Genomic DNA, 7,282 nt, shown 5'->3' on the forward strand with positions numbered 1-7,282 from the left:
AGGTCATAGCTCGGGGGTCATTGCCCGGTGAGGCGGTACGCGGCGGTGAGCCGTTCGGGGTGGTCGCGCAGCTCCTCGGCGGGTGCGCGCAGCGTGACGCGGCCCTGGGCCAGCACGGTGACGTGGGTGGCGAGCTCCAGGGCGACACTGGTGAACTGCTCGATGAGCAGGACCCCGACGCCGCGTTCGGCCACGGCCCGCAGCGCGGGCACCAGGCGCGCGACGACGAGCGGCGCGAGACCGAGCGACATCTCGTCGATCACCAGGACCCTGGGCCGGGCGGCCAGCGCCGTGGCGAGGGCGAGCATCTGCTGCTGGCCGCCGGACAGCGAGCCCGCCGGCCGGTCGGCGAAGCCGAGGATCTCGGGGAACAGGTCGAGCATCTCCGCTACCGCCTCGGCGCGTTCGTGGCGCGGCAGCAGCAGCGCGGCGATCGCGAGGTTGTCGGCGACCGAGATGTCGCCGAAGACGCGGTGTCCCTCCTGCATCGTGGCGATGCCCGCGCGCCGCACCCGGTTGGGGGCGAGGCCCTGGACGCCTCTGCCGTCGGTAGTGATCGTGCCGCTGGTGTCGCGCACGATCCCGGCGACCGCCAGCACCGTCGACGACTTGCCGGCCCCGTTCGCGCCGAGCAGCGCGGTGACCTCGCCCGCGGTCACGGTCAGGTCGACGCCGTGCACCACCTCGATCCCGCCGCGGCGGACGTGCAGGTCGCGGATCTCCAGCGCCGTCATGCCGTCACCTCCTCGTCGATGCCGAGGTACGCCTTGCGCACCTCGGGGGAGCCCAGCACCTGGAGCGTCGGCCCGGCCGCGATGCGGCGGCCGAAGTCGAGCACGGCCACCGTGCCGCACGCCGCGCGCACCAGGTCCATGTCGTGGTCCACGAGCAGCACCAGCGCGCCGACCTCGTGAGGGATGCGCGTGATCAGCCCGAGCAGCTGCTCGGACTCGGCCGGGTCGAGGCCGGCCGCGGGTTCGTCGAGCAGCACGAGGCGCGGCGTCCCGACGACGCAGGACGCGATGTCGACCAGCCGCCGCTCGAACATCGTCAGCTCCGCGCCGAGCCGGTCCGCCCGCGTGAGCCGCACGTAGTCGAGCGCGCGGTCGACGTCGGCGGCGGGGGAGCCGCTGTGCTCCGCGGCCAGGAGCACGTTCTCGCGCGCCGTGAGGGTGCGCACCACCTGCTCCTGCTGGAACGAGCGCCGCAGGCCCCAGCGCGCGCGGCGGTGCGGCGGGACCGCCAGGAGGTCGTCGCCGTCGAGGTCGACCGATCCGGCGACCGGGAGCGCGAAGCCGGACAGGACGTTGAACGTCGTCGTCTTGCCGGCGCCGTTGGGCCCGATGATGCCGCACACGCCGGACTCGAAGGCCAGCGAGACGTCGTCCAGGGGGGTCACACCGCCGTAGCGCACGGTGATCCCGGACAGGGTGAGCCGGCTCATGCCCGCACCTCCCGTTCTTGTGGACGACGCCGTGGCCGGCGCAGCCGCCGCCACAGCTCGCCGAGCTGGCCGGCGATGCCCGACTGGCTGGTCGTGATCGCCTGCACCAGCCCGAGGCCGAGGACGACGAACACGAGGTTGCCGTCGAGGCCGACCGTGCTGAGCAGCTGCGGCAGGCCGTAGAAGAACAGGCCGCCGACGACGGCGCCCAGCAGGGAGAACGCCCCGCCGATGAGCACGGTCGCGAAGAGCAGGACCGACTGCTGCGCCTTGAACGACGCGGGGTCGAGGATCCCGGAGCTGGCCGCGAGCAGGGCGCCCGCGACGCCGGTGACCGCGCTGGTCACGGCCAGGGCGAGCAGGCGGTGGGCGACGGTGTTGATGCCCAGGGAGACCGCGCCGGCCTCGCCCTGCCGGATCGCGGCCCAGGTGCGGCCGGGCCGGACCATGAGCAGCCAGCGCAGCAGCAGCAGGACGACGACCACCACCACGCCGACGTAGCGGAAGAAGTCGTCGTCGGACTGGCCCAGCGCCGGCCGCGGCATGATCACCGCGAGCGTCCCGCCCGACACCCGGCCGAGGAACCCGTCGCCGCCGTTGGGGAAGCCGGCATAGGTGACGAGCACCTCCAGCGCTCCCGCGACCATGAGGGTGACTATCGCGAGGCTGAGGCCCGACAGCCGCAGGGCCGGCAGCCCCACGAGCACGCCGACGACGGCGGTGACCAGGGCGGCGAGGATCATGACCACCTCGAACGGCAGGTGGGTGGCGTGGTAGATCCGCAGGGTGGCCCAGCCGCCGACGGCGACCAGCCCGACCTGCATGATCGACACGAGGCCCAGCCGGCCGTACAGCACGCCGACGCCGGCCGCGGCGAGCGCGTAGATCGCGCACACCGTGAGCGTGCGCAGCGCCAGCCCCGCGCCGACGCCGGGCAGGGACGGCAGGCCGAGCGCGAGCACGAGGCCGACCGCGAGGCCGACGAGTGCGCCGCGGACGTCGGTCCGGGCGAGGAAGACCTGGCTCATGCGCGCACCACCCCTACCGTGACGACCCGTCGCCGGGCGGCGACCAGGATGACGAACGTCGCGACGACGAACGGCACCGCGGTGCTGAAGGCGCTGACCGTGGGCCAGGCGGAGACGAGCGACTGACCGACGCCGACGGCGAGGCCGCCGACGAGGGTGAGCCAGAGCGAGACGAAACGTCCGATGACCACGGCAGCGAGCTCCGGGATGATGAGGAAGGTGAGGAAGGCGGGCTCCAGCCGTGTCTGGTCGGCCAGGAGGATGCCGGACACGCCGGCGACCGCGCCCGAGATCGCCCAGGCCGTGTTCTCCACGAGCCGCACGTTGGTGCCGACGACGGCGGCGAGCTCACGGTCGCTCGCGAGCGCCCGCATCGACGTCCCCATCGAGGTGTAGCGCAGCGCGAGGAGCGTGCCGACGACGACGAGCAGTGCGAGGCCGAGGCAGACGAGCTGGGTGGCGTTGATCCGCGCCCCGGCGACGTCGAAGGAGATGCGGCTGGACTCGAGCCGGATGGTGCGTGCCTTGTCGTTCCAGACGAACAGCATCACGCCGAGCAGGGCCAGGGCGAGCCCGAGGGTGGCTATCGCCTTGCGGAGCTGGTCGACGCGGGCCAGGTACGGCCCGGCGACCAGCCCGAAGAGGAGGGCGATGGCCGCCCCGGCCGCGACGCCCAGGGCGATCGCGACCGGGGGCTGCATCCGCAGCTCGACCGTCTGCCACACGATCATGGCGGCCATGCCGCCGACGGCGCCGTGCGCGAAGTTCAGGACGCCGGTCGTGCGGTAGAGCACGAGCACTCCCACCCCGGACAGGGCGTAGACCGAGCCGATGACGAGGCCGGCGACGACGAAGGGAAGCAGGTTCACTGTGGGAGCCGTCCTACTTGGTGAGCAGTCCCTCGGACTGCTCCCGCTCGAGGATCTGGGCCATGTCGGGGTCCGCGACGTCCTGGCAGCCTTCCAGCTCGACGTAGGCGCCGTCCTTGATCTGGGCGGTGCGGGTCGCGTGGTTGGCGTGGTGCTCGTCGGCCTCGCCGTAGTACCAGGGGGCGCAGAGCAGGTCGGACTCGTAGCCCTTCACACCCAGCACGGCCTTCGAGACCGTCTCGCGGTTCAGCGTCGCGGCGTCGAGCGGCAGCAGGGCGTCGACGAAGATCTTCGCGGCGAGGAAGCCGGCCTGGCTGAACGTGTCGCGCGGCGCGTCGGCGTCCGCGTACTCGTCCATGACGGCCCGCCACTGGTTGGCGTCCTTGCCGTCCGCGGTCACCAGGGCGAGCTCGGAGTTGGTGACGAAGCCCTCCCAGTAGTCGCCGATCTGCTCGCCGAACTGCGCGTCGTAGCACGACGCCGTGCAGGCCCACTGGATGTCGCCCTTGGCGTCCTGCTGCTCGGCGGCGGCCAGGATCGACGCCGTGATGGGCGCCGGGTCGACGATGACGAGGCTCGCGGGTCCCGCCTGCTCGATCTGGCTGACCAGCGGCAGGAAGTTGCTCTCCGCCGGGTCGGACAGGACGTTGCCGACCAGGTCGATGCCCGCACTCTTGGTGTACTTCGCGATCCCGTCGGCCACCCAGTCGCCGTTGCCCCGGGTGTTGAGGCCGACGGCGAAGAACGGGTCGGCCTGGCCCTGCCGCTCGAAGTACTGCAGCGTCGCCAGGGCCGAGGTGCGCGGGCCCGCGTTGACGGGCGCGATGTTCGAGGACTCGAAGCAGGCCTGCGGCACGCCGACGCCGGTGATCGAGTACAGGTCCGCCTTCTTGTACTCGACGTTGGCGACGTCGCAGCCGACGAACGTCGCGTCGCCGACCATCGCGACGACGGACTCGTCGGCGGCGTAGCCGGCCGCGAGCTGCGCCGTCTTCGTGGGATCCAGGGCGTCGTCGCCGACCTCGTACTCGATCGGCCGGCCGTTGATGCCGCCGTTGTCGTTGACGCAGTCGAAGTAGGCCTTGGCGGAGCTCGGCGACGACGAGAAGTCGACACCGCCCGACGTCGTCGCGACCGCGGCCACCTTGATGGGCTCGCCGGTGGCCTCCTCGCCCGTGCCGAGGCCGCACTTGAGGTCGTCCGCGCTCGCGGACGGTGCGCCCTGGATGGTCCCGGGGTCGCTCTCCGGGACACAGGCCGACAGCGTGACGACCAGCGCTCCGACACCGAGGGCAGCGGTCGCCCTGAGGATGCGATTCATTGCAGCACTCCTTCGTACTGGGGGCAGGCATGGATGCACGCCCTGCCAGGAGCAAGACAACCGGGCGGGGCAGGTCCGCGGATTGAACCGGCGCGAAGAGCGGTTGTCGTTCCGTGCACGGCGGGGGTGAGCCGCCGGGCGGGTGGTTCCGATGCCTGGAACTTGGGGCTATCGTCGTTGTCCTGGGCCACATCGATGTGGATGGGCCCCACCGGAGGTGAGACATGTCCGCCACGTACGCCACCCCGCTCGGAACCGATTCCCAGCTCGAGCGCATGGGGTCGTTCGAGCAGTTCCAGGCCACGGTCGACCAGTCGTTCGTGCCGCTACGGGTGTCGACCCAGCACCGGAACGACTTCGAGGCCGCCGTCCGCGCGGCCACACTGCGCGACTTCAACCTCGTGGAGATCGCCAGCGTGCCGCATGTCGTGGAGCGCACCCGCAACCTCATCGGCGAGAGCACCACCGAGCCCGCGTACAAGGTCAGCCTCATGCTGGAGGGCACCAGCTACATCTGCCAGGACGGCCGCGACGTCATCCTGCGCCCCGGCGACGTCGCCGTCTACGACACAACCAGGCCGTACACCCTCGCCTTCGACGACCACATGCGCACGATCGTGGCCATGTTCCCCAAGCGGCTCGTCGACGTGTCCGACGACCGCGTCGCCCGCCTCACGGCCACGGCGCTCGGCCGCGACGACTCCCTGGGCGAGATGGTCAGCTCGGTGCTGGAGCAGCTCGCAGGCCGCCTGCACCTGGTCAACGCCTCGACCGGGTGGCGCCTGGCCCGCAACGCCGTCGACCTGGTGACGATCCTCCTGCGCGACCAGCTCGGCGAGGACCGGGCCGTGCCCGCCGACCAGCTCCTCGACGCCGTCTACGCGTACGTCGAGGAACGCCTCGGCGACCCGGCGCTCTGCCCGACAGAGATCGCCGAGGCGCACTACATCTCCGTCCGCTACCTGCACGCCCTCTTCCACCACGCGGGTATGACGGTCTCCGCCTACATCCGCACCCGGCGCCTCGAACGCTGCCGCACCGACCTCGCCGACCCGGCGCTCGCGGGCGCGACGGTGACGGCCATCGCGTCGCGCTGGTCGTTCGCCGACGCCCCGCACTTCTCGCGCACCTTCCGGGCCGCCTACGGCGAGACGCCGTCGGAGTTCCGCGCCCGCGTCGCCTAGCTGTGATGTCCAGGGACGTTGTTCCGTGATCTGAGCAGGCCGCGACTCGGTGAGCGCCGAGAAAATCCTCCAGCGATGATGCGGGGGCGCGGGGTGCACCGCCGTCACGCAGCGGTTGGTGCGTCGAACCGCAACCTACGCGTCAAGCGCCAGCCCTCCGGCGTCGAACCGCAACCTACGCGTCATCGACGGCCTCGAACCGAGGCTTGCGGGTCCTCCGAGCCCTACGTGGACTTGCAGCCTTCGGTTCGAGGTCGTCGATGACGCGAAACACGCGCTAGGACGGGATCACAGTCGAGTGGTGAGGACGTGCGCCCACGGCTCGTCGATGTCGGCCAGACCCAGCACAGCGACCACGTTGTCGAGCATTCCGGCGCCGAACCAGCGTCGCACGGCGTCGTCGTCGCCCAGCAGCTGCCGAACGGTGTCGACCTGCTTGGCGTAGCACCGGCGCACAGCCTGCCGCACCAGCGGCTCGCCGGTGGCACAGTTCGCGTGCATGAGGAAACGCAGGATGTTCCGGTCGGCGACGAGAGCGGCGTAGGCGCCGCGTGCGGCGTCCAACGCCGCCTCGGGCGCCGGCCCGGCCCCACCCGACGCCGGCGAGCGAGCGACCAGCGTCTCGGTCATGACGACGGACACGTGGTCGACCACCGCCGCGAACAGCGCTTCCTTGTTCGGGTACAGGCGATAGAGATACGGCTGAGAGATGCCGACCCACTCTGCGATCTCGTGCGTCGTCGTACCGTAGAAACCCTTTTGCGCGAAGCAGTCGACCGCGGCGGCCATGATGGTCCGACGTCGTTCGTCGCTCTTCGTGGTCGTGCCGGCGGCGGGCATGGGCGTCAGTTAAACACGCTCCGCCTCAGCCCCAAAAGTCACGCTGAGGTCAGGGTCGGACGGCACGTCCTGGGGTGTGAGCGCCTCGATCGCTACGAGCGGGTTCCAGTAGTCCAGGTAGTGGGTGATGCGCGCGTCGTCATCGGTCCGCATGACGGAGATGCACGTCTGCTCGTACGGCTTGCCGGTCGGCAGCGCCGTGCCCTTCGAGCGGAACTCGGCGATCACCAGACTCGGATCGACCGTCTCGTGGAACACCAGGTCGACGAACTCCACGTCAAACGTCTCGGGAAAGCTGCTCATGTGCGCGCGCAGTGCGTCTCGCCCCGTGACCCGTCGGGGCACGCCGGCCGGCGCGTACGGGAACTCGAGCACCGCGTCCGGGGCGAACAGCGTCACCCACTCGTCGACGCGTCCGGCGGCGGTGAGGCGCAGGTGCTCGGCCAGGGTGTGCTGGGCAGCGGCGCGGCGGTTGGCGTTGTGCTGCTCGGTCGTCATATCCACTCCTACGTTAGTGATCGACCGATAACATACCACGTCCGCGAAGTAGAGCGCCTGTCCGGGTCTCGCTGGCGAAACCAGGGAGACCCGGACCC

At 71.1% G+C, this 7,282-nt stretch carries 8 protein-coding genes; 1 reads left to right on the forward strand and 7 read right to left on the reverse strand.

From position 1 onward, the window contains the following. Positions 1 to 17: 17 nt before the first annotated feature. From ACFT2C_RS12535 to ACFT2C_RS12555, 5 genes are read right to left on the reverse strand one after another with little or no spacing between them, the layout of a single operon-like run. Positions 18 to 734 (reverse strand): ABC transporter ATP-binding protein, encoded by a 717-nt coding sequence (locus ACFT2C_RS12535; RefSeq protein WP_377207389.1) that lies wholly within the window; start codon positions 732 to 734, stop codon positions 18 to 20. Next, on the reverse strand, positions 731 to 1,444 hold the full coding sequence (locus ACFT2C_RS12540) for an ABC transporter ATP-binding protein (RefSeq protein ID WP_377207390.1): 714 nt from the start codon (positions 1,442 to 1,444) through the stop codon (positions 731 to 733). Before ACFT2C_RS12540 ends, ACFT2C_RS12535 begins: the two co-directional genes overlap by 4 nt. Further along, positions 1,441 to 2,472 carry a branched-chain amino acid ABC transporter permease gene (locus ACFT2C_RS12545; protein WP_377207391.1) on the reverse strand — a complete coding sequence of 344 codons (1,032 nt, stop codon included), beginning with the start codon at positions 2,470 to 2,472 and terminating at the stop codon, positions 1,441 to 1,443. The genes ACFT2C_RS12540 and ACFT2C_RS12545 overlap by 4 nt, the downstream gene beginning before the upstream one ends. After that, positions 2,469 to 3,341 carry a branched-chain amino acid ABC transporter permease gene (locus tag ACFT2C_RS12550; RefSeq protein ID WP_377207392.1) on the reverse strand — a complete coding sequence of 291 codons (873 nt, stop codon included), beginning with the start codon at positions 3,339 to 3,341 and terminating at the stop codon, positions 2,469 to 2,471. Before ACFT2C_RS12550 ends, ACFT2C_RS12545 begins: the two co-directional genes overlap by 4 nt. A gap of 13 nt (positions 3,342 to 3,354) precedes the next feature. Beyond that, positions 3,355 to 4,662: an ABC transporter substrate-binding protein gene (locus ACFT2C_RS12555; protein WP_377207393.1), complete on the reverse strand. Its 1,308-nt coding sequence runs from the start codon at positions 4,660 to 4,662 to the stop codon at positions 3,355 to 3,357. A 224-nt stretch (positions 4,663 to 4,886) separates the two neighbouring features. Here ACFT2C_RS12555 and ACFT2C_RS12560 point away from each other — a divergent pair, with 224 nt between their 5' ends. Then, positions 4,887 to 5,846, forward strand: a complete 960-nt coding sequence (locus tag ACFT2C_RS12560; RefSeq protein WP_377207394.1) for a helix-turn-helix domain-containing protein — start codon at positions 4,887 to 4,889, stop codon at positions 5,844 to 5,846. A 288-nt stretch (positions 5,847 to 6,134) separates the two neighbouring features. On the opposite strand, the gene ACFT2C_RS12565 is transcribed toward ACFT2C_RS12560, so the two are convergent. Both ACFT2C_RS12565 and ACFT2C_RS12570 read right to left on the reverse strand, forming a co-directional pair. Next, a complete protein-coding gene (locus ACFT2C_RS12565; protein WP_377207395.1) occupies positions 6,135 to 6,686 on the reverse strand; it encodes a TetR/AcrR family transcriptional regulator in 552 nt (183 codons plus the stop codon). Between the two features lie 9 nt (positions 6,687 to 6,695). Next, positions 6,696 to 7,184, reverse strand: coding sequence for a nuclear transport factor 2 family protein (locus ACFT2C_RS12570; protein ID WP_377207396.1), 489 nt, complete (start codon positions 7,182 to 7,184; stop codon positions 6,696 to 6,698). Positions 7,185 to 7,282 lie beyond the last annotated feature (98 nt).

Origin of the sequence: Promicromonospora sp. NPDC057138 (assembly GCF_042670845.1) — a bacterium.
Lineage (GTDB): Bacteria > Actinomycetota > Actinomycetes > Actinomycetales > Cellulomonadaceae > Promicromonospora.

Bases quoted from the DNA above. Each gene is read 5' to 3' on its own strand.
- ACFT2C_RS12565 (WP_377207395.1), bottom strand. From the start codon at position 6,686: ATGCCCGCCGCCGGCACGACCACGAAGAGCGACGAACGACGTCGGACC.
- ACFT2C_RS12535 (WP_377207389.1), bottom strand. From the start codon at position 734: ATGACGGCGCTGGAGATCCGCGACCTGCACGTCCGCCGCGGCGGGATC.
- ACFT2C_RS12570 (WP_377207396.1), bottom strand. From the start codon at position 7,184: ATGACGACCGAGCAGCACAACGCCAACCGCCGCGCCGCTGCCCAGCAC.
- ACFT2C_RS12555 (WP_377207393.1), bottom strand. From the start codon at position 4,662: ATGAATCGCATCCTCAGGGCGACCGCTGCCCTCGGTGTCGGAGCGCTG.
- ACFT2C_RS12560 (WP_377207394.1), top strand. From the start codon at position 4,887: ATGTCCGCCACGTACGCCACCCCGCTCGGAACCGATTCCCAGCTCGAG.
- ACFT2C_RS12545 (WP_377207391.1), bottom strand. From the start codon at position 2,472: ATGAGCCAGGTCTTCCTCGCCCGGACCGACGTCCGCGGCGCACTCGTC.
- ACFT2C_RS12540 (WP_377207390.1), bottom strand. From the start codon at position 1,444: ATGAGCCGGCTCACCCTGTCCGGGATCACCGTGCGCTACGGCGGTGTG.